We start from the raw sequence: 18,758 nt of genomic DNA on the forward strand, positions 1-18,758 counted from the left end.
GGCACGCGCCGGCGAATTGTCATCCGCCGCCCGAGCCGCTATCATCGGCCCATGCCGGGCACCACCTTCTTCCATCGGTGGAGGCATCCAATGCGGTTGAACGCTTTCCGGAACGGACCGGCGATCCTGCCGGCCATGGCTTTTTGCGGCGCGCTGGCAATGGCGGCGCTGGCGCCGCAACCCGCCGTCGCGCAAGAGACCCCGGCTTCGTCAGACCAGATATGGCAAAGCTTCAAGGGCGATGTCTTCGGCGACAAGGCGTTGGCCGAGGACGACGGCCTCGTCGCCATCGAGGCGCCCAAGCGGGCCGAGGACGCCGCGCTGGTGCCGATCACCGTCAGCATCGACGCGGCGCGGGCGCCGCAAGGCATCAAGGCGCTGACGCTGATCGTCGACGTCAATCCTTCGCCGGTGGCTGCGACCTTCACGATCGGCAAGGATGCCGGCATCACCCGGCTGGCGACGCGGCTGCGCGTCAACGACTATTCCTACCTGCGCGCCATCGCCGAGACGCCGGACGGCAAGCTGCACATGAGCAAGGTCTTCATCAAGGCTTCGGGCGGCTGCTCGGCGCCGGCCGTGAAGAACATGACCGAGGCGATGAAGACGATGGGGCAGATGAAGCTGCGCCAGTTCGCGGCCACCGACACGGGCGGCGCTGAGCCGGAGCTGCAGCTCATGATCCGCCACCCCAACAATTCCGGCCTGCAACGCGATCCGCTGACGCAGTACTACATCCCCGCGCATTTCATCGACACGCTGAAGATATCGCAGGGCGAGCGCCTGCTGCTGACCATGGAAGGCGGCATCTCCATTTCGGAAGACCCCAACCTGCGCTTCGACTACACGCCGAAGGGTGCGGGCGTGATCAAGGCCGAGGCGAGCGACACAAAGGGCAAGAATTTCGAGGAATCCTGGCCGCTGGAAACCACCGGCATGTAGCCGGGACGGCCTACGCCAAAGCGGAAAGCGCCCCGGTCAGAAGCAGCGGACGTCGGCTTCGGCCTGGGCCTGCTTGAGTTCGGTGCGCGACTGCTTGGCGGGCGTGCTTTCCCGAAACAGCCCCGCGCCCTCGCCCGTCATCAGCGACATGCTCTTGAACGTCGAAGCCCGCTCGTAGCGGTCGTAGGGCAGGATCGAGGCGATGACGTCGATCGAGCAGGAGCAGGCCTCCAGCGCCTGCCGCGTCTGGCCGTTCGCACGCATGCAGCCGAGCACGTAGTCGACCACGGCGACGGTAGGATAGCCGGGCGCGGTGTCGGCGGGACCGGCCGCCGCCGGCGCAAGCATCGCCAGCCCGGCGAGGGCCGAAAGTGCAGCATGTCTGATCATCGGAAATCTCCGTGTCGCTGGAACATGGTGCCGCCATGAATTCGCCGCCGTGCATGTGCCGCCATCGCAGCCGCGGGGTCAAGCATAGACGGATCGGGCCTAGGACTAAAGTACCAGGGCGCCCTCTGCGGCGCGCTTGCGGGCTGCCGCAACCGGCTCGCCCCGCCCATGACTAAATCTTCAAGTCGCCGGGACGCCGCGGATCATGCGCGTGGCCGGCCGCAGGCCCGCAAGACAACGCCGCATGCCGCAACCGAATGTCCCGGAGTATTCAAGATACGCGCAGATACGCTTTTACGCACCAATCCATGGTGGTCATGAAAACGGGTACCCGCAATAATCGTGAATACTATAACGTCTATATAAATTAGCCGGACAATAGTGTATATTGCGCTGCACAATTTTATATATTGCAGTGCAAATCCGGCGGGAACCCGAATTCCATTATTGTGCTTGCCTATCCGTTTTGAATGGCCTAGGCTTTTCTTGTTTCCGGCTTCAATGGGTCCGCTGTTATAGGGAGCAGCGGAAGTCCTTCGAAGGCCAAGCGAGGCGGGTGGTAAAGGTGCCCGCTGCTCGCCTGGCATGGTCGTGACACGCTGCCGGAAATACTTCCCCTCACACCTGGATCGGCGGGGCATGCCCTGGTGGGCTGAACGACGATTTGACTTTGTGACCATCGGGAGGACTCGAATGCGTGTACTATCCAAAACCACCCAAGTCCTGGCAGCCGCCACGATTCTGTCGTTCGGCATGACAGGCCTTACCTTCGCCAACGAGGAACTGGCGAAGATGAGCGAAAACACGAGCGATTGGGTCATGCAGACCGGCGACTACGCGAACCATCGCTATTCGCCGCTTGACCAGATCAACAAGGACAATGTGAAGAACCTGCAGGTCAAGTGGACCTTCTCCACCGGCGTGCTGCGCGGCCATGAAGGCGGCCCGCTGATCATCGGCGACGTGATGTATCTGCACACGCCGTTCCCGAACATCGTCTACGCGCTCGACCTGAAGAACGACGGCAAGATTCTCTGGAAATACGAGCCCAAGCAGGATCCGAACGTCATTCCGATCATGTGCTGCGACACCGTCAACCGTGGCGTCGCCTATGCGCCCAAAAGCGACGACCATCCGGCACTGATCCTGCTTAACCAGGCGGACACCAACGTCGTGGCGATCGATGCCACCACCGGCAAGGAAGTCTGGAAGGTCAAGAACGGCGAGAACACCGACGGCGGCAAGGGCGAATCCGGCACGGCAGCGCCCGTCGTGGTCAAGGACAAGGTCCTGATCGGCATTTCCGGCGCCGAATTCGGCGTGCAGGGCTCGCTCGCGGCCTTCAACCTGAAGGACGGGTCGCTGGCCTGGAGGGCCTATTCCACGGGCTCCGACAAGGACATACTGGTCGATCCGGAAAAGACGACGGAACTGGGCAAGCCGGTTGGCGCCGATTCCAGCCTCAAGTCCTGGGAAGGCGAACAGTGGAAGACCGGCGGCGGCACGACGTGGGGATGGTATTCCTACGACCCGAAGCTCAACCTGATCTATTACGGTACCGGCAACCCCTCGACCTGGAATCCGGTCCAGCGGCCCGGCGACAACAAGTATGCCATGACCATTTTCGCACGTGACGCCGACACCGGTATGGCCAAATGGCTCTACCAGATGACGCCGCACGACGAATGGGACTATGACGGCATCAACGAGATGATCCTTGTCGACGGCATGGACATCGACGGCAAGAAACGCGACGTTCTGGTCCATTTCGACCGTAACGGCTTTGCCTACACCATGGACCGCGCGACCGGCGAGCTTCTCGTCGCCGAGAAGTACGATCCGGCGGTGAACTGGGCGTCCAAGGTCGACATGGATCCGAAAAGCAAGACCTACGGGCGGCCGCTCGTCGATCCGAAATATTCGCCCCAGAACAACGGCGAGGACACCAACACGGCGGGCATCTGCCCGGCCGCACTCGGAACCAAGGACCAGCAGCCCGCGGCCTACTCACCAAAAACCGGCTTGTTCTACGTGCCGACCAACCATGTCTGCATGGACTACGAGCCCTATAAGGTGAGCTACACCGCCGGCCAGCCCTATGTCGGTTCCACCGTGTCGATGTACCCCGGCCCCAATGAAAACGGCGCCATGGGCAACTTCATCGCCTGGGATGCCGCCAAGGGCAAGATCGTCTGGTCCAAGCCCGAGCAGTTCTCGGTGTGGTCCGGCGCATTGGCGACGGCCGGCGACGTGGTCTTCTACGGCACGCTCGAAGGCTACATCAAGGCGGTCGATCTCGACGGCAACGAACTCTACAAGTTCAAGACGCCGTCCGGCATCATCGGCAACGTCACGCCCTTCGAGCGCGACGGCAAGCAGTACATCGCCGTTCTGTCCGGCGTCGGCGGCTGGGCCGGCATCGGCCTCGCCGGCGGCCTGCTCTCGCCCGACAACGCCGCCGCCTGGCATGGCGCGGTGGACCAGGGCCGCGCGCAAGGCGACGAAGCGCAGGTGGTTGGCACGGCGGGCCTTGGCGCCGTGGGCGGCTATGCCGCGCTCGCCGACTACACCACGCTCGGTGGCCAGCTGACCGTCTTCGGCCTCCCTGACTGACCGAACAGGCTTCGGCCTGAAACGTCTCCCGTCGCAAGCTGGCGGCGGGAGACCGAAACAAAGCAGGGGCTCGGGCCTTTTCGAGCCCTTGCGTTCGCCAAACCGAACAACACGGCCGCCCGCGCTTGCGTATGCGAGTTGCCGCCATGCCGGCCAGATCGAGGAAAATCACCTGAATGTCGATCCGTGCATTAATCCCGGCCTTCATCCTGAGTCTTTCGGCGCTGAGCGTATGCGCACCCGCCTTCGCGCAGGATAGCCCCGAGAAAGCGAAGGCCGTCCGGGACGAAGACGGCAAATATTTCGATGCCGACGGTAACCCGACCTACAAGATCGAGAACGGCACGGTCGACTGGTACACCTTCAGCGGCTACCGCCGCTACCATTCCGACTGCCATGTCTGCCACGGGCAGGACGGCACCGGATCGAGCTATGCGCCGGCGCTGGTCAACAGCCTCAAGACCATGGACTACGGCACGTTCCTGTCCATCGTCGCCGAGGGCCGCAAGAATGTCGGCGGCGGCAAGGAAAACGTGATGCCGGCCTTCGGCGACAACAAGAACGTCTATTGCTACATGGACGACATCTATATCTACCTGCGCGCCCGTGCCGACGGCGCTGCCCCGCGCGGCAGGCCGCCGAAGCACGAGGACAAGTCGCAGGCAGCGAAGGATGCCGAAGCCTCCTGCATGGGTAGCTGACGCCATGACGCCGACCCACCCCAACGCAGCGCAGACAAGGCGCGCCCCGCACGCAGCTTCCGGCCTGATAGCCGGGCTGCTGGCCGCGGCGCTGCTTTTGCCGGTGCAGGCGCTGGCGCAGGGAACCGGGCTCGGCGCCGCCGGCGAGCTGGTGGATCCGGACGTGCTGCGGGTCTGTGCCGATCCCTCCAACATGCCCTTTACCGACAAGAGCGGCGAGGGCTTCGAGAACAAGTTGGCGGAACTGGTGGCGGCGGAGACCGGCCGCAAGTCCGTCGCCTACACCTGGTTCCCCTCCGTGACCGGCTTCGTGCGCAATACGCTCGGCGCGCACCGTTGCGACATCATCATGGGCTATGCCCAGGGCGGCGACGCGGTGCAGAGCACCAACGCCTACTACAGGTCCTCCTACGTGCTGGTCTACCCGAAGGGCAGCGATATCGCGGGGGCGGAAACGATCGAGGATCCGAAGCTCACCGGCAAGCGGATCGGCGTGGTGGAGAGCACGCCGCCGACGGCCGCGATGGCGGCCAACCACCTGATGCGCACGGCCAAGGTCTACCCGCTGGCAGTGGATACCCGCGTTACCGAATCCATGGCCAAGCGCATGCTGCGCGACATGAAGGCCGGCATCATCGACGCCGCGATCCTGTGGGGGCCGATGGCGGGCTATTATGCCAGGCAGATGAAGGCCGACGTGGTGCTGGTGCCGCTGGTCAAGGAAAAGGCCGGCCAGCGCGTGGCCTATCGCATCACCATGGGCGTGCGGCATACGGACCAGGAATGGAAGCGCACGCTGAACAAGGTCATCCGCAAGAAGCAGGCGGAGATCAACAGGATCCTGCTCGACTACAACGTGCCGCTGATTGACGAACATGACAATCCGATCACCCAATAGCGGCTTGGCGCACCGAAAGGAGCGGACGACGGGCGATGAAGACAGGGGCGGCGGCGTTACTGCTTTCGGCGGGACTGCTTGCGGGCGGGTTGCCTGCGGTCGGGATCGCGGGCCTGTCGCCGACGCCGGCCTGGGCGGCGCCCGTCGAGGAGCCGTCCGGCTACCGGATGGACAACTACCGCGGGCCGGTGCCGCCGACCCTGCAGGGCGCGCGCGTCGTCACCACGGCCGAACTGGAAGCGTTGTGGCGCAGCGGCGAGGCGGTGCTGCTCGACGTGATGCCGCAGCAGCAGAAGCCGGCCGACCTGCCGGCCGGCACGGTCTGGCGCGACCCGACGCGCAAGGACATTCCCGGCAGCCTGTGGCTGGCCAATGTCGGCTATGGCGCGCTGACGCCGGAAGCCACCGCCTATTTCCGCCAGTCACTGGAAAAGATTTCGCAGGGCGCGAAGGACAAGCCGCTGGTGTTCTACTGCATGACCGATTGCTGGATGTCGTGGAACGCCGCCAAGCGGGCGATCGAATGGGGATACGGCGCGGTGCTCTGGTATCCGCCGGGTGCGGACGGGTGGGAAAAGGCGAAGCTGCCGCTCGCCGAGAACCGGCCCTATGGGATGGAGAATTGACGGATTTTCGAGTTCGGCAGCGGGACGGCCTGGTTTTTTAATGACTTGTTTTCTGGATTTGATGACCAAGTAATACATTTGTCCATTTGAGACGGTGGACGAGCCGTTGCCGATCATCGGTGCCCCGGCAACGGCAGAATGAAGCAATCGCTCCCGCGGGGGCATTGGAAAGGAGAAAGTCAATGAAGAAAAGCTGGAAGAAGCCGGCCATGTGCCAGGTGGCCGCCGGGTTTGAGATTTCCCGGTATCTGCCGGCCGAAATCGCGCCGAAGAAATAGGCTCTTTCCGACGCGTGCCTCCTGCGAGGCACGCGTCACCGATCCTTGAATGGCTTGCCGGCCTCGCGGCCGGGCGAGATTTTGTGCCGAACATTTTCCGGGCAGGTTGTGTTGCGCTTGAAAATCATCGGTTCGGCGGCCGGGGGCGGCTTTCCGCAATGGAACTGCAACTACCGCCTGAGTCGTGCTGCCCGCGCCGGAGCAGATGGCGTGCGGCCGCGAACGCAGTCGAGCCTGATCGCGTCCGCTGACGGCGACGGCTGGGTTCTGTTCAACGCATCGCCGGATATCCGCCAGCAGATCGCCGTCACGCCCGAACTCCAGCCGCGCGCGGACGGGCCCTTGCGCGCCACGCCGATCCGGGCCGTGGTGCTGACCAACGGCGACGTCGACCATGTCGCCGGCCTGCTCAGCCTGCGCGAGCGGCAGCCCTTCGCCCTTTACGCGGCAGCGGACGTTCTCGACGTGCTGGCTCAAAACTCCATCTTCAACGTGCTCGACCCGGAACTGGTGCCGCGCCGGCCGCTGCCGCTTGGGCAAGCGATCGCCTTGCGAGACGCGGAAGGCGATGAAACCGGCCTCGTCGTCGAGGCCTTCGCGGTGCCCGGCAAGGTCGCGCTCTACCTGGAAGACAGCAGCGATCCGCAGGCCGATTTCGGCTCCGACAGCGGCGATACGATCGGCATCCGCATCGCCCAACGGGACCGGACCGATGCCGCGGCCTTCTACATTCCCGGCTGCGCGCGCGTCGATGAAGCGCTCGGACAGCGCCTTGCCGATGCCGCCTGCCTTTTGTTCGACGGCACGCTCTACACGGACGACGAAATGATCGTCGCCGGCGTCGGCCAGAAGACCGGCCGGCGCATGGGCCACATCTCGATGGAGGGAGAGAACGGCGCGGTCGCCTCTCTTGCCGGCATCGCGCTCGGCCGGCGCATCTTCGTCCACATCAACAACACCAACCCCGTGCTCGACGAGAACTCGCCCGAGCATGCCCGCATTCGGGCGGCCGGTTGGGAAATCGGCCATGACGGCATGGAGTTGGAGCTATGAGCGACTTTCACGACGCCGCCCGCAACGGCTTGTCGGCCGGCGAACTGGAAGCCGTGCTGCGCGCGGTCGGCGCCGAGCGCTATCACAACCGCCATCCCTATCACCACCGCATGACGAGCGGCGACCTGTCGAAGGGCGAATTGCAGGCCTGGGCGCTCAACCGCTATTGCTACCAGGCGGTCATTCCGCGCAAGGACGCCACCATCCTGGCGCGCGCTGCAGACCCGGCCTTCCGCGCCGAGTGGCGCAAGCGCATCGAGGACCATGACGGCGACGACGGCTGGAGCGGCGGCATCGCCCGCTGGCTGCATCTGGCCACCTCGCTCGGACTGGACGCCGAGGCGGTGAAGAGCGAGCGGCTGGCCCTGCCGGCGACGCGCTTTGCCGTCGGCGCCTATCTTTCCTTCTGTGCGGAACGCTCGCTTCTGGAGGCCGTCGCCTCCTCGCTCACCGAACTGTTCTCGCCGGTCATCATCAACGAGCGGGTGCCGGCGATGCTGGCGAAATACGACTATGTCACCGCCGACACGCTTTCCTATTTCACCCGCCGGCCGGAGCAGGCCGCGCGCGATTCCGACTTCGCGCTCGCCTATGTGCGCAAGCACGCCGACACGCCCGAGCGCCAGCAGCAGGTGATCGACGCGCTGGTGTTCAAGTGCGACATCCTGTGGGCGATGCTCGACGCCCTCCAGCATGCCTATGGCGAGGCCGGCGCGGCCATTCCGCCCGGCGCCTTCCGCCCGGAAAGCGTGTCATGAACGGGGGGCGCGAGCGGGCGATCGTCTCGACGGCGTCGGTTCCGCGCCTGCCTTCCCATGTGCGCATCCAGTTCGACCCGGTGCGGCAGGCGCATGCGGTGCTCTCGCCGGAAAAAGTGTTCTGGCCGAACGAGGTCAGTCTCGATATCCTGCGTCGCTGCGACGGAAAGACGAGCGTGGACGCGATCGTCTCGGACCTGGTGCGCGTCTACGATGCCCCGCAGGAAGAACTCGCCGGCGACGTCTTCGCCTTCCTGCAGGAATGGTCCGACAAGCTTCTGGTACGGCTATGAGCGCACTTCTACCCCCGATCGGCATGCTGGCGGAACTGACGCATCGCTGCCCGCTGCAATGCCCCTATTGTTCCAACCCGGTGGAACTGCTGAAGGCCAACCGCGAACTCGACACCGCCGCCTGGCTCGACCTGTTCGAGCAGGCCGCCGATCTCGGCGTGCTGCAGGTGCATCTTTCCGGCGGAGAGCCGACGCTCAGGCGCGACCTGGAACAGATGATCGCGCGACTTTCGGCGCGCGGCGTCTACACCAATCTGATCACCGCCGGGGTCGGCATCGCCGAGGGGCGCATCGAAGCCTTCGCCGAAGCCGGGCTCGACCATCTGCAACTGAGTTTCCAGGGGGCGAGGCCCGAGACCACCGACCGCATCGGCAACCAGCGCGGCGCGCATGAGCGGAAACTGGAGACGGCGCGGCGCGCCGTCGCCGCCGGCCTGCCGCTCACCATCAACGCGCCCGTCCATCGCCACAATATCGAGCAGGTGCCCGAATTCATCGAACTGGCGCTGTCGCTCGGCGCGGAGCGGCTGGAAATCGCCAATGTGCAATATGGCGGCTGGGCGCTGATCAACCGGCAGGCGCTGATGCCCGACCGCGAGGCGGTCATGCGCCAGGCGGAAATCGTCGAGGCGGCGGCCAAGCGGCTCGCCGGCATCCTCAACATCGATTTTGTCACGCCGGACTATTTCGCCATCTACCCGAAGCCCTGCATGGGCGGCTGGGCGCGCGATGCCTTCATGGTCGCGCCCGACGGCACGGTGCTGCCCTGCCATGCCGCGCATACCATTCCGACGCTTACCTTCGAACGCTTCGGCGAAAGGACGCTGGCCGATATCTGGGAGGATTCTCCGGCCTTCAACGCCTTTCGCGGCACCGACTGGATGCAGGAGCCCTGCCGAAGCTGCGAGCGGCGCGAAATCGACTGGGGTGGCTGCCGCTGCCAGGCGATGGCGATCGCCGGCAACGCGGCGGCGACCGACCCGGCCTGCATCAAGTCGCCGCTGCATGCGCGCATGGCAACCGCGGTGGCCGAGGCGCAGGCGGCCGCAGCCGCGCATGACAGGAACGCCGAGTTCGTCTATCGCCGCATCGGCGGCGCGGTGCAGGCGGAACCTGAGAAAGCGTAACGCTTTCCGCCTCGGCCTGTAGTCAGAGCGGTTCCGCCTGGACGGAAACGCCCCATCTTTTTGATTTGTGCATGTCTTTGTCCCAAAACCGGTTCCCATTTTTGGGAGACATGCATCAGTCCTGCCTGAACAGGATCTCGCCGGTGCCGGCGACGGCGTTGTCGCCGCCGAACTTGCCGGGCCTTAGCCCCAGCAGCGGCCGCTTCAGGATGCCCTCGGCCACCAGGTAGCGGTCGAAGACGGCGGCGAAGGTGCTGTCGGGCGAGCCGCATTCGACGAAACTCGGCGACACGTCTTCCGGCAGGCGGTCGAGCAGGATGGAGCCGCGCCGCATCATGTAACCGGGCAGGAGGCCAACCGTGCCGGTGACCACAAGCGTGCCGGCAATCATGCGCGACCCCGCATAGTCGCCGCAGCCCTTCAGCACCGCCGCCACGCCGCGGCGCATGCGGTCGCCCGCACAGGCGCCGGCGCTGCCGCGTACGACCAGCACGCCGCCGTTCATGCCGGCAAGCTCGCCCGCCAGCGGCCCTCCGAGATGGTCGCCGGCATCGCCGAGGATTTCCAGCCAGCCGCCGCGCATGCCGGAGCCCGCATGCGGCCCGGCGCTGCCCTCGATCAGAAGCCGGCCGCCGCTCATCGCGCGTCCCGCCTGCGCGCCGACATCGCCGGTGACGACGAGGGTGCCCGCCGTCATGCCGGTGCCGACGCCATCGAAGCGGCTGCTGCCGCCTTCCAGAACGACGCTGTCGGCTTCCTTGCCGGAAACGCGGAAGACATCGCCCACCGTAAGCGCGCGCCGCGAGCGGCCGAGCCGGATCTCGCCGATCTCGCGCGGCGACAGGCCGGCCAGCCGTTCCGGCGTCAGCGGCGACAGGTCGAGCCGTTCCGGCGGCGTTTCGCGCAGGGTGAAGGTGAGCGGCTTCACGGCAGCAGGTCCTTCAGGTGGTAATGGAATTTGCCGAGCTTGCCGCCATAGTTGCCGGCGCTGATGCGCGAGGCGCCCTCCTGCGGCCCGAGCGCGGTCACCGCGCCGATGCCGGCCTTCATCGCCGCCGCCACCGCGTCGCTGGTTTCGCCGTCGATGACGATTTCCAGGACGGCGTTGTCGGCCGGCCCGAGCGCGCTTTTCACCACGCCGCGCAGCGTCGGCGCGAAGGCGTCGTTGGTGGAAGCCATCATGCCCTTGTATTTGCCCCCTACCTTCGACCCCGAGCGGACGATGCCGCCCGGAAACGGCATGATCGCGCCCGGCACCTGCTCGATGGCGGCCACCGCCGCTTCCGCCGCCGCCAGCGCCTGGGCATTGGAGGCAGCGACCAGCAGCAGGTTGCCGCCGCCCACCGCGCTCTTGGTCATCCCGGCCGTGGCCTCGCACAGGAACTCGCCGTCCATCACCGGCACGCGCCAGAAATGGCGGCCGCCGAACTTCTTCGACACCTGCCAGCCGTCGCCGAAATAGCGCAGCGCGGAGCCCAGCTTGAGGTCGGCCACGCCGCCGTTCAGGTCGGCGAAGCAGGCGCTGCCGGGCGAGGTCAGCACGCACTGGCCGAGCCGGTTCTGCAATTGCTTCTGCAACTCGTCGGTGGAAACCGCGAACAGCATCACCCGGCAGCCGGGCCGCCCGTCTGGCGTCTGCGAGGGCGACAGTTCCACGTCGATCGCCGCCTCGCAGCCGCATCCGATCACCGAAGTCGCGAAGCCGGTCATGGTGACCGCTGCCTGGCGCGCCCATTTGCGATTCGGCCCGGTGATGAGGATGGCGGTGGCGCGCATGCCGAAGGCCTCGGCGAACGTATCGTCGATGGCGACGCCGTTGACCGTCAGCTGTTGCATGGCACCTCACCGAAAGGCTGTTCGCGCTCGATGGCCGCGTCGGGGAAGACGAAGCTGTCGAGCGACAGGCCATAGCGCTGCTGGTGGTAGGCATCGAGCCGCTTCACCATCGCCCTGTCCGGCTCGGGCTTCAGCCTGAGCGCCTTGCCCCAGCGCCAGTTGGTGACGTTGCCGTCCTCGACGACCCGCTCGCCGTTCTTCAGCACGAAGGCGGCGCGGCGGAACATGGCGGCGATGTCGTCGCCCTTGCGGTAGACCGCGACGTCGGCCAGCGCGCCCGCGCCCAGATGGCCGCGATCCTTCAGGCCGAGCAGTTTGGCCGGTGCCGCCCGCGTCATGATGGCGATGTCGTCCAGCGTGTATTCGCGCGTCAGGCCAGGCAGCGTCGACAGCGCCAGCGCCCGTTTCGACAGGCCTTCCATCGCCTTCTCGCGGGCCTGCCGGCTCATCAGCAGCGCGAAGATTTCGGGATAGGTGGTGAACGGCGCGCCGTTCGGGTGGTCGGTAGTGAAGAATACCCGCCAGGGGTCGTCGATCAGCAGGAAGAGTTCCAGCCCGATCGCCCATTGCAGCGAGCCGAAGAAATCGGCGCGGTAGTCGAACGGCACGACCCCGCCGCCATCGGCGACACCGTCGAAGATCACCGACTTTTTCGGCCGCGCCGAGCCGCGCGCGGAAAACTGGCGCATCACGTCGGAGGAGACGGTCACCGTCTGGCCGAACATCACCTGCCCGACATCGATGGTGATCTCCGGCGTCGAGTTGACCAATTCGGCCATCCGCGCTCCGGCGGAGGAAAAGCCGCGCTTTCCCTCGGCGCCGTAGCTGTAGAACTGCAGATGCGCCAGATGCAGCGGCAGCCCCTCGGCGGCGGCCATGGTCTCGGCGGCGGTGTCGGGCGCGCCCGGTATGCCGAGGTTGTTGCAGTGGACGTGCAGCGGATGCGGAATGCCGAGCGCGCTCACCGCCGCCTGCAGCGTCTTGACGATGCGGCGGGAACTGGCGCCATAGAAGGGCACCTCGTCGTCGAAGGAGAAACTGCGCACGTTTTCCTTGAAGGAGGCGGCGGCACCGGCATTGATGACCTTGACGCCGAGCGCGCGGCTGGAAGCCACGATCCAGGCGACATAATCCTCGACCATGCCGGCGGAGGCCTTGTCGCGGATCATCGACAACAGGAAGTCGTCGTTGCCGAGGATCGCCAGCGTCGCCTTGTCGATGATCGGGATGTCGGCGAGTTCGAGGTGGGTGTGCAGGGCCGCCGCCGGCGACATCGCCGGCTCGACCACGGTGGTGAAGCCCATCTGCGCATAAAGACGGCCGGTCTCGTGCGTGGTCCAGCCCAGGCGCGCGAGCGGCGTGGCGGCCGGGCGCGGCGCATGCGCCTTGTGGAACTCGGGCAGCAGAAGCCGCGCCGTGTTCACATTGCCGCCACCGATATGGGAATGGATGTCTATGGCGCCGGCCATCACCACGCAGCCGCTGGCGTCAAGCGTCAGGTCCGGCGCACGGTCGGCAGGGGCCGTGACGATCGTCTCGTCCTCGATCCACAGGTCGCCCTTGCCGCTGCGGCCGTTGACGGGATCGACGATGTCGCCGCCGGCGATGCGCGTCAGCATGGCAGCACCCCGCTTTGCGGCAGGCGCCCGGCGATCATGCGCAACACGGCAGCAGCGGAGGGCATTTCGGCGGGGGCCTGCGCCTTCACGGAAGCGATCGTGCCGACCCCAGCGGAATAGACCACGGCATCGTGGTCGATGCCCGGCCTGCCAATGGCGATGCTGACGGCCGCGCCGGTCACCGGCCTTGCGCTGCCGGTGAGCGCGATCAGCGGCAGGTTCACGGAAGCGACGGACTTCGCATCTGCGGCGACGACCAGGTGCAGGTCGGCCTCGCCTTCGGCGATCATCCTCGCCACGTCGAAGCGCCACGGGTCGAAGTCGGCCGTGCCGTCGCCAAAGCCGCTGCGCAGCGGAAAGCCGGTCGTCCAGGTCGAGGCGAGCGTGCTGCCCCAGCCGTTGTCGCTCGCCGGCAGGTGCAGCGCCGAAGCACGCTGCTTGCGGTTGAGGTCGGCGATCAGCCCTTGCAGCATCGCCAGCCCGAGCGTGCCGACCGACTGGCCGCAAAAGGTGAAGACCGGGAAGCGCGCGCCGGCCAGCGCGGCGGCGAAAGCATCGAAGTTGCGCAAGGGCTTCGCCGTCTGCCGCCCGCTGCAGCGGGCGCGAAGGGCGGCCAGCGTGGCCTCCAGCCCGCTTTCGCCGGAAAGCCTTGCCGCCTTCACGCCCTCCGGTGCCTTCGCCTCGTTGCCGACCAGGAAGACATGGCGCTCGCTCGCCCCGCCGAGATCGGGAGCGGTCGTCGCCAGTTCGGCGATCAGGTCGCGATGCGCCGCTGGCAGCGCCCCGACGATGACGAGCATGTCGGCGCGCCGGCGCACTTCGCCGGGCGCGATGAACATGCCGCCCTTGTCGGTCACCTGCGCGGCCTCGCGCGCGGTCGCCGCGCCGTCCAGCTGGTCGTAGGCGGCGCCGACAAGGCGCGCCAGCGCGATCGCGGCGCGCGTGCCATGCACGTCCGTATCAAGACTGAATACCGGATGGAAACTGGCGCTCAGAAGCTCGGCGGCCTTGTCTGCCGCATCCGCAACGGGCACGCTCCGGCTGTCGATCCACGCAACCGCCATACCTGCCTTTTAAACTTTCTGGTGCCAAGGCAAACCCTAGCCGAAAGCAGGCCGGTCGTGAACCCCGCTTTCGCGCCTGCGTCCTTTGCGCTCAGTCGTACTTGATATAGGCGAAGCGCTGGTCCGTCTGCGGCGTCCCGGTGAGCGCCCCGCCCTCCTTGCCCGGCTGCCAGCCGACGACGTCCTCGATCTTGCGGGCCAGCTCGAAGTCCTTGTCGGTCACGCCTTTTGCCGCATGATTGGTCAACTTGACCTCGACCCAGGCATAGGACGCGGCTATGTCGGGATGGTGCCAGGCGGCTTCGGCCAGATGGCCGACCGTGTTGATCACCATCAGCGTCGATTTCCAGCTATGCGTCTTGTATTTGCGCCTGATCCAGCCGTTCTCGTAGCGCCATTTCGGCAGTTCCTTGTGCAGCCGCTCGGTGATCTCGGCCTCCGAATAGGTTCGTTCGCTGCTCGTTTCACTCATCGTTTCCTCCACAGCTTGCCCGCTCCGCGAAAACCGGTATCATGGGCGCGGGCACCTGAATTTCTGTCTCCGTGCATGATGCACATAACGGAGCATCAATGTCTAACAGCGTGACCGTCAGGGTGCCCGCCCGCCTGCATCTGGGTTTTCTCGATCTGAACGGGGGCTTCGGCCGCCGCTTCGGCAGCATCGGCCTGCCGCTTTCCGGACCGGAAACCGTGCTCAGCCTGTCGCGGGCGAGCGAGATGCGCGTCGACGGCCCCGACAGCGAGCGGGCCGGCCGCTACCTGGCGACGCTCACCCGGCACCTCGGCCTCAACGGCCCGTACCGCCTCACCGTCGAAGACGCCATCCCGCCGCATGCCGGCCTCGGTTCCGGCACGCAGATGGCGCTGGCGGTCTCGGCGGCGCTGCGCACCCTGCACGGCCTGCCGCTCGAGCCGCAGGCCGATGCGACGCTGCTCGACCGCGGCGCGCGCTCGGGCATCGGCATCGCCAGCTTCCGGCAGGGCGGCGTCATCGTCGACGGCGGCAAGCTTGCCGCCGACGAGCCGCCGCCGGTGGTGGCGCAACTGCCGTTCCCGGATGAATGGCGGGCGATCCTGATCCTCGACCACCGGCAAAGCGGCATTCACGGCAGCGCCGAGATCGAGGCGTTCCGCGACCTGCCGGTGTTCCCGGCAGGACTTGCGGCCGAAATCTGCCGGCATGTGCTGATGGGTGCGATGCCGGCCCTGGTCGAGCACGACCTCGGCCGCTTCGGCGCCGCCGTCACCGCCATCCAGCGGATGGTCGGCACGCATTTCGCGCCGGTGCAGGGCGGGGTGTTCACCTCAAAGCCTGTCGAGGAACTGGCAATGAGGCTCGCCGAAGCCGGGGCCGTCGGCATCGGACAAAGCTCGTGGGGGCCGACCGGCTTTGCCTTCGCGCCTTCGCAGGCGGCCGCTTCGGCGATGGTCGAGACCGTGCGCGCCGATGCGCCGGCAGGCATCGAAATCCGTATCGCTTCCGGCCGCAACCATGGCGCCAGCATCGTCTCGACGGAACTCGGCCTCGTCGGCAGCTAGGCTCCTTCGACCCAACGCTATTCGATCAAAGAGGGAAAAATGGCCCGCAAGAACATCCTGCATATGCTGACCCCGCTGAAACAGATGAGCCCGTTCGACGTGAACATGGCGCTCGACGCGGGGTTCGATGCCGTCGTGCCCTATGTCGGGGTGGAAGCAAGCGAGATCACCGGGCTGGTTCAGGACGCCATCTTCTCGCGCCCGCCGGATGCGGGGCCGAGCACCGGCGTCTTCCTGGCCGGCAAGGACGCGCTGCTGGCGCTCGACATGCTGGAGACGGCGAAGAAAGCGATGGTGCCGCCGTTCCAGCTTTCGGTGTTCGCCGACCCGGCCGGCTCCTTCACCACGGCGGCGGCAATGGTGGCGAAGGTGGAGAAGGCGCTGCAGAAACATTTCCAGCGCGGCCTGAAGGACACCCGCGTCGCCGTTTTCGGCGGTACCGGCGTGGTCGGCTTCTGCACGGCCGTCATCGCCGCCCGCGAGGGGGCGGCGGTGACGCTTGCCGGCCATGACGGCAAGGAGCGGGTGGCGCGCATCGCCGTCGGCATCGAGCAGCGCTTCAAGGTCAAGGTGGCGGCGGCCGACGGCTCCGGCGATGCCGAGAAACGCGGGATCGTCGAGGCGAGCGACGTGGTGCTCGCCTGCGCCAAGGCGGGCGTGCAGGTGCTGTCGGCAAAGCAGCTGGCCGGCAGCGGCCTGCTCGTGGCCGCCGACGTCAACGCCGTGCCGCCGGCCGGCATCGAGGGGCTTGCCGTCAATGCCGACGCCACGCCGCTCGACGCGACAAAAGGCGTCGGTATCGGCGCCCTTGCCATCGGCAACGTGAAATATAAGGTTCAGGCTGGCCTCTTCCGGAAGATGATCGAATCCGAAAAGACGGTCACGTTCGATTTTCAGGACGCGTTTTCCCTTGCTCGCGAGATCGCCAAATAGCGCCGACACGCTGCTGATCGCGGCGATTTCCGGCCGTGCGCTGGCGGCAGCGGCGCGGCGCGCCGGCTATCGCCCGCTGGTGGCCGACCTGTTCCGCGACATCGACACCGTGGCGCTGGCCGAGCGGGCGGTAAAGCTGCCCGGCAGCCTGCATGACGGCATCGCCGGCGAGGCGCTGATCCCGGCCCTGCATGAACTGGCCGGGAACGAGCAACCGGCGGCACTGGTGCTGGGTTCGGGCTTCGAGCGCCATCCGGACATGGTGGAAAGGCTCGCCGATCATTTCTCGCCGGTCGCCGGTTGCGGCGGCGAGGCGATCCGCGCGGCCAAGGATCCCGACCGGCTGGCGGCCGCCTGCGCCGAACTCGGCATCCCGCACCCGGCGCTGTCGTGGACGCCGCCCGCGGACCCGCACAACTGGGTGGTGAAGACCAGCGGCGGCGCCGGCGGAAGCCATATCGGCCGCGCCAACGCCGCTCCCTTGCCGACGGGCCGCTATTTCCAGCGCTTCATCGCTGGCGAAAGCGTGTCGGCGCTGTTCATCGGCGCCGGACGCGATACGCGCATCGTCGGCTTCAGCCGGCAATGGGCATCGCGCGCGCCGGACGCCCCCTATCGCTACGGCGGCGCGGTGCGGCTCAGGCGTTTCCGGCGCGATACGGGGGCAAGGATCGCCGAATGGCTGCGCACGCTTTCCTGCCGCTTCGACCTCCTCGGCCTGTGCAGCGCCGATTTCATCCGCAACGGCGACAGCTACACGCTGCTTGAGATCAATCCGAGGCCTGGCGCCACGCTCGACATCTTCGACGACACCGAAGCGCCGCTGATAAAAGCCCATCTCGACGCTTCGGCAGGGCGGCCTTTCGTGCTGCCGCGCTTCCGCGACGCGATGGCCGCGATGATCGCCTATACGCCGACGCCGATCGCCCGCTTCCCGGCGCTCGCCTGGCCCGACTGGGTCGCCGACCGCCAGCCGGCGGGCAGCCGGCTCGACCCCGGCGACCCGGTCTGCACCATTTTCGCGCGCGGCATGAGCGCGGCAGCCACCTGCAGGACGCTCAAGGCCAACGCGCTCGACTTGCAATCCCAGTGGCAATCCCAATGGCAAACTCAACAGGAAGAAGGCCGGCCATGAAAGACGGCTCCGCAAGGTTGAACGACAATGCCCGCGCCATCGCCGAACGGATGATCCGCGATGCCGAGCGCCTGCGCATCGCCGTTTCCACCGGGCCGAGCGGCGAATGCCTGATCGACGCCGGCGCCAAGGTCTTGGGCAGCATCGAGGCGGGGCTGGCCATGGCCGAGGCGGCGATGGGCGGGCTCGGCCGCATCGAGACGCGAATGGAGCGCGGCGCGGCGCGGCATCCGCTCGCCGTGCAGGTCGGCTGCTCGCAACCGGTGCTCGCCTGCCTCGGCAGCCAATATGCGGGCTGGAACCTTTCCGGCGACGGCTATTTCGCCATGGGCTCGGGGCCGGCGCGGGCGCTGGCGCGGGTCGAGCCGCTGTTCGAGACGCTCGCCTATCGCGACGCCGCCGCCTCGGCGCTGCTGGTGCTGGAAACGGCCAAGCCGCCGCCGCAGGCGATCGTCGAGAAGGTGGCGAAGGCAACCGGGCTTGCGCCCGACAGGCTGACCTTCGTCTACGCGCCGACGCAAAGCCTGGCTGGCACCGTCCAGATCGCCGCGCGGGTGCTGGAGGTGGCGCTGCACAAGGCCAACGACCTCAAATTCCCGCTGGACGCCATCGTCGAGGGTGTCGGCATCGCGCCGATCCCGGCACCGCACCCGGATTTCCTCACCGCCATGGGCCGCACCAACGACGCCATCATCTATGGCGGGCGTGTGCAACTTTTCGTGCGCGGCGAAGCGAAGGCGGCGAAAGAGCTGGCCGAGGCGCTGCCCAGCCGCGCCTCCCGCGATTTCGGCCAGCCCTTCGCCGAGGTGTTCAAGCGTTTCAAGGGCGATTTCTACGCCATCGATCCGCATCTGTTCAGCCCGGCCGAAGTGATCGTGACCGCGCTCGACAGCGGCGACACTTTCCGCGCCGGCGAATGCGACCTTGCCATGCTCGAACGCAGCCTGGGGTGA

Annotated in this window: 20 protein-coding genes; 14 read left to right on the plus strand and 6 right to left on the minus strand. The window is 66.7% G+C overall.

The window, feature by feature from the left end; genetic code table 11:
• Positions 1–90: 90 nt before the first annotated feature.
• Positions 91–942, plus strand: a complete 852-nt coding sequence (locus ACFOHJ_RS10230; protein WP_378220399.1) for a quinoprotein dehydrogenase-associated SoxYZ-like carrier — start codon at positions 91–93, stop codon at positions 940–942.
• A gap of 36 nt (positions 943–978) precedes the next feature.
• Here ACFOHJ_RS10230 and ACFOHJ_RS10235 read toward each other — a convergent pair whose 3' ends face one another.
• On the minus strand, positions 979–1,332 hold the full coding sequence (locus tag ACFOHJ_RS10235; protein ID WP_378220400.1) for a hypothetical protein: 354 nt from the start codon (positions 1,330–1,332) through the stop codon (positions 979–981).
• A gap of 693 nt (positions 1,333–2,025) precedes the next feature.
• Between ACFOHJ_RS10235 and ACFOHJ_RS10240 the strand changes: the two genes are divergently transcribed.
• The 9 genes from ACFOHJ_RS10240 to pqqE all read left to right on the plus strand — a co-directional run bounded on the left by ACFOHJ_RS10240 (position 2,026) and on the right by pqqE (position 9,679).
• On the plus strand, positions 2,026–3,945 hold the full coding sequence (locus ACFOHJ_RS10240) for a methanol/ethanol family PQQ-dependent dehydrogenase (RefSeq protein ID WP_378220401.1): 1,920 nt from the start codon (positions 2,026–2,028) through the stop codon (positions 3,943–3,945).
• A 176-nt stretch (positions 3,946–4,121) separates the two neighbouring features.
• Entirely contained in the window at positions 4,122–4,646 is a 525-nt protein-coding gene (locus tag ACFOHJ_RS10245) for a c-type cytochrome, methanol metabolism-related (RefSeq protein ID WP_378220402.1), read from the plus strand.
• 4 nt (positions 4,647–4,650) lie between these two features.
• Positions 4,651–5,544 (plus strand): substrate-binding domain-containing protein, encoded by an 894-nt coding sequence (locus tag ACFOHJ_RS10250; protein WP_378221525.1) that lies wholly within the window; start codon positions 4,651–4,653, stop codon positions 5,542–5,544.
• Positions 5,545–5,579: 35 nt separating this feature from the next.
• Positions 5,580–6,170, plus strand: a complete 591-nt coding sequence (locus ACFOHJ_RS10255; protein ID WP_378220403.1) for a PQQ-dependent catabolism-associated CXXCW motif protein — start codon at positions 5,580–5,582, stop codon at positions 6,168–6,170.
• Between the two features lie 182 nt (positions 6,171–6,352).
• The gene (locus tag ACFOHJ_RS10260) at positions 6,353–6,448 is read left to right on the plus strand and encodes a pyrroloquinoline quinone precursor peptide PqqA (RefSeq protein ID WP_378220404.1); all 96 of its coding nucleotides are present in this window, start codon (positions 6,353–6,355) and stop codon (positions 6,446–6,448) included.
• A 111-nt stretch (positions 6,449–6,559) separates the two neighbouring features.
• A complete protein-coding gene (gene pqqB / locus ACFOHJ_RS10265; RefSeq protein ID WP_378220405.1) occupies positions 6,560–7,501 on the plus strand; it encodes a pyrroloquinoline quinone biosynthesis protein PqqB in 942 nt (313 codons plus the stop codon).
• Positions 7,498–8,259 carry a pyrroloquinoline-quinone synthase PqqC gene (gene pqqC / locus ACFOHJ_RS10270; RefSeq protein WP_378220406.1) on the plus strand — a complete coding sequence of 254 codons (762 nt, stop codon included), beginning with the start codon at positions 7,498–7,500 and terminating at the stop codon, positions 8,257–8,259. The genes pqqB and pqqC overlap by 4 nt, the downstream gene beginning before the upstream one ends.
• Positions 8,256–8,552, plus strand: coding sequence for a pyrroloquinoline quinone biosynthesis peptide chaperone PqqD (pqqD, locus tag ACFOHJ_RS10275; RefSeq protein ID WP_378220407.1), 297 nt, complete (start codon positions 8,256–8,258; stop codon positions 8,550–8,552). The genes pqqC and pqqD overlap by 4 nt, the downstream gene beginning before the upstream one ends.
• On the plus strand, positions 8,522–9,679 hold the full coding sequence (gene pqqE / locus ACFOHJ_RS10280; protein ID WP_378220408.1) for a pyrroloquinoline quinone biosynthesis protein PqqE: 1,158 nt from the start codon (positions 8,522–8,524) through the stop codon (positions 9,677–9,679). The genes pqqD and pqqE overlap by 31 nt, the downstream gene beginning before the upstream one ends.
• 115 nt (positions 9,680–9,794) lie before the next feature.
• Here the strand turns inward: pqqE and ACFOHJ_RS10285 are convergent, their stop codons facing one another.
• From ACFOHJ_RS10285 to ACFOHJ_RS10305, 5 genes are all read right to left on the minus strand, one after another.
• On the minus strand, positions 9,795–10,607 hold the full coding sequence (locus tag ACFOHJ_RS10285; RefSeq protein WP_378220409.1) for a formylmethanofuran dehydrogenase subunit C: 813 nt from the start codon (positions 10,605–10,607) through the stop codon (positions 9,795–9,797).
• Positions 10,604–11,515: a formylmethanofuran--tetrahydromethanopterin N-formyltransferase gene (gene fhcD / locus ACFOHJ_RS10290; protein ID WP_378220410.1), complete on the minus strand. Its 912-nt coding sequence runs from the start codon at positions 11,513–11,515 to the stop codon at positions 10,604–10,606. The genes ACFOHJ_RS10285 and fhcD overlap by 4 nt, the downstream gene beginning before the upstream one ends.
• Entirely contained in the window at positions 11,503–13,134 is a 1,632-nt protein-coding gene (locus ACFOHJ_RS10295) for a formylmethanofuran dehydrogenase subunit A (protein ID WP_378220411.1), read from the minus strand. Before ACFOHJ_RS10295 ends, fhcD begins: the two co-directional genes overlap by 13 nt.
• Positions 13,128–14,198 carry a tungsten formylmethanofuran dehydrogenase gene (locus ACFOHJ_RS10300; protein ID WP_378220412.1) on the minus strand — a complete coding sequence of 357 codons (1,071 nt, stop codon included), beginning with the start codon at positions 14,196–14,198 and terminating at the stop codon, positions 13,128–13,130. The genes ACFOHJ_RS10295 and ACFOHJ_RS10300 overlap by 7 nt, the downstream gene beginning before the upstream one ends.
• A gap of 91 nt (positions 14,199–14,289) precedes the next feature.
• Positions 14,290–14,670, minus strand: a complete 381-nt coding sequence (locus tag ACFOHJ_RS10305; protein WP_378220413.1) for a 4a-hydroxytetrahydrobiopterin dehydratase — start codon at positions 14,668–14,670, stop codon at positions 14,290–14,292.
• Between the two features lie 98 nt (positions 14,671–14,768).
• On the opposite strand from ACFOHJ_RS10305, the gene ACFOHJ_RS10310 reads away from it, so the two are divergent.
• From ACFOHJ_RS10310 to mch, 4 genes are read left to right on the plus strand one after another with little or no spacing between them, the layout of a single operon-like run.
• Positions 14,769–15,737: a beta-ribofuranosylaminobenzene 5'-phosphate synthase family protein gene (locus tag ACFOHJ_RS10310; protein WP_378220414.1), complete on the plus strand. Its 969-nt coding sequence runs from the start codon at positions 14,769–14,771 to the stop codon at positions 15,735–15,737.
• 39 nt (positions 15,738–15,776) lie between these two features.
• The gene (locus tag ACFOHJ_RS10315; protein ID WP_378220415.1) at positions 15,777–16,670 is read left to right on the plus strand and encodes an NAD(P)-dependent methylenetetrahydromethanopterin dehydrogenase; all 894 of its coding nucleotides are present in this window, start codon (positions 15,777–15,779) and stop codon (positions 16,668–16,670) included.
• Entirely contained in the window at positions 16,648–17,805 is a 1,158-nt protein-coding gene (locus ACFOHJ_RS10320; protein ID WP_378220416.1) for an ATP-grasp domain-containing protein, read from the plus strand. The genes ACFOHJ_RS10315 and ACFOHJ_RS10320 overlap by 23 nt, the downstream gene beginning before the upstream one ends.
• Positions 17,802–18,758, plus strand: a complete 957-nt coding sequence (gene mch, locus ACFOHJ_RS10325) for a methenyltetrahydromethanopterin cyclohydrolase (protein ID WP_378220417.1) — start codon at positions 17,802–17,804, stop codon at positions 18,756–18,758. The genes ACFOHJ_RS10320 and mch overlap by 4 nt, the downstream gene beginning before the upstream one ends.

The organism is Aquamicrobium soli (assembly GCF_042646345.1).
In the GTDB taxonomy this organism is placed as follows: domain Bacteria; phylum Pseudomonadota; class Alphaproteobacteria; order Rhizobiales; family Rhizobiaceae; genus Mesorhizobium; species Mesorhizobium soli_A.